General features: G+C 72.7%; 1 protein-coding gene and 1 pseudogene. One reads left to right on the top strand and one right to left on the bottom strand.

Annotated features, from left to right (window positions below; genetic code table 11):
* Positions 1–384 (bottom strand): annotated as a pseudogene (locus ACFU99_RS42515) (ArsR family transcriptional regulator); the annotation flags it as partial.
* A gap of 151 nt (positions 385–535) precedes the next feature.
* Here ACFU99_RS42515 and ACFU99_RS42510 point away from each other — a divergent pair.
* Positions 536–1801 carry an alpha/beta hydrolase family protein gene (locus ACFU99_RS42510; RefSeq protein ID WP_384403841.1) on the top strand — a complete coding sequence of 422 codons (1266 nt, stop codon included), beginning with the start codon at positions 536–538 and terminating at the stop codon, positions 1799–1801.
* Positions 1802–1803 lie beyond the last annotated feature (2 nt).

The raw sequence follows: 1803 nt of genomic DNA, 5'->3' as shown, positions 1-1803 counted from the left end.
GCGCAGGAGCCGCCAGGAGTCGGCGTCCCCCCGGTGCAGATCGCGAACCCACGGCGGCGCCGGGGCCGCTTGCGCCGCGTACACCCGCTCCATCTCGGCACGCACGAGCTCCGGCCGCGCGGCCCGTACGGCCTCCAGCCCCTCCGCGAGGGTGTCGCTGAACACGTCGAGAAACTGCGGCGCCACCGCCCCGGGCACGAGATCGCGCAGCGGCAGAGCGGCGGACGGCAGGGCCCGCAGCGCCCGCTGCCGCCAGTGCCCGAAGAGCAGCTGGCCGTCGCGGCGGACCATCATGGCCAGCGCCGCGTTCAGCTCCTGGAGCGGGGCGGGCCGGGGCGCGAACCGGACGCGGGCGAAGTCCGCGGCCGTGAAGTGAATCCGCACCCCTACTCCCCCTCGCCGCCCCGCGCCATCGTTTCGGCCAGGCCCTGAACCTTCGCCCGCGCTCCCCGCCCGCCCCCAGTATTCGGCGCACGCCCCCTTCATTCACGCAGGGGGCGGGGGCCGGCACAACATAGGGGAAGGCGGACGAACCATGATGGGCGACCAGGACAGCGGCGGGGCCGGAGTGGACCGGCGGACCATGCTGAGGTCGGCGGGCGCGCTGGCGACGGCCGGAGCGCTGCTGGCGAACGGCGGCGGCATCGCACAGGCAAGGCCACGCCCGAGAACCACCTCGGCCGCAGAGGGCATCGCCCTGCGACTGCCGACGCCCACAGGCCCGTACCGTACGGGCGTCACCACCCTCTATCTGGTGGACCGGCGCAGGCGCGACCCGTGGGACCCCAAGATCCCGGTCCGGGAGGTGATGGTCACGGTCTTCTACCCGGCGGCCCGTGCCGTCCACGGCTTCCCGGTCGCGCGCCAGATGACCGAGGATACGGCGAGCGCGTTCGCGCAGATCGCCCCTTTGACGCATCCCCAGTTGCCGAAGACAGGGGTGAACTGGGCGGCCACCAGCACCCATTCACACACGGACGCGCCCGCACGCCCCGCACGACACCCGGTGCTGCTCTACAGCCCGGGCGGCGGCGACCCGCGCACCCTGGGCACGGCGGTAGCCGAGGAGTTGGCGAGTCACGGCTATGCGGTGGTGACCGTGGACCACCCGGGCGACGCGGCCGTGGTGTCCTTCCCGGTCGAATGCCCCGGCAGGACCGGTACGTTCCGCACGACCGTGTTCCGGGGCGACCCCCGCGAGCAGCCGAAGGTGTTCCGCACGGCGATCGACACGCGCGTAGCGGACCTCGGCTTCGTACTGGACCAGCTGGAAATCCTGACGACGGGAGGCAACCCGGCACCGAACGGCCTGGGAGGCGCGCTGGACCTGGGCAGGGTGGGAGCCTACGGCCACTCGGCGGGCGGTACGGCCGTGTCGGAGGCGATGTACGAGGACCGCCGCATCGACGCGGCGATCAACTTGGAGGGCTACCTGGACTACGCCCCGGAGCCCCCCGGCCACCCAGGCCCCCTCTTCCCCATAGCCCGCCACGGCACCCGCCGCCCCCTGCTCCTCCTGGGCACATCAGACTTCCCCCACCCAAAGGAACTCTCCCGCTCCTGGTCCGCCACCCTCACCCACCCCGGCAGCCACACCCACCACGCCCGTATCAACGACGCGGCGCACTGGGTCTTCACGGACTACGCCGCCATGGCCCCGCAGTTGCAGACGGCGGGCCTGATGACCCCGGCCGACCGATTGTCCTTGATCGGCCCGATGCCCCCGACAGAATCGATCCCGCTGGTCCGCGACCACGTACGGACGTTCTTCGCCCAGCACCTCCCACCGCGCCCGCACTGATC

The sequence above is a fragment of the Streptomyces sp. NPDC057654 genome (assembly GCF_042800135.1).
Taxonomy (GTDB): domain Bacteria; phylum Actinomycetota; class Actinomycetes; order Streptomycetales; family Streptomycetaceae; genus Streptomyces.
The sequence above is the reverse complement of the archived record's forward strand: the minus strand, read 5'-3'. Positions and strand labels throughout refer to the sequence as shown.

What these genes read in the sequence shown, in the direction of transcription:
- ACFU99_RS42510 (WP_384403841.1), top strand. Translation starts at nt 536, where the DNA reads ATGATGGGCGACCAGGACAGCGGCGGGGCCGGAGTGGACCGGCGGACC.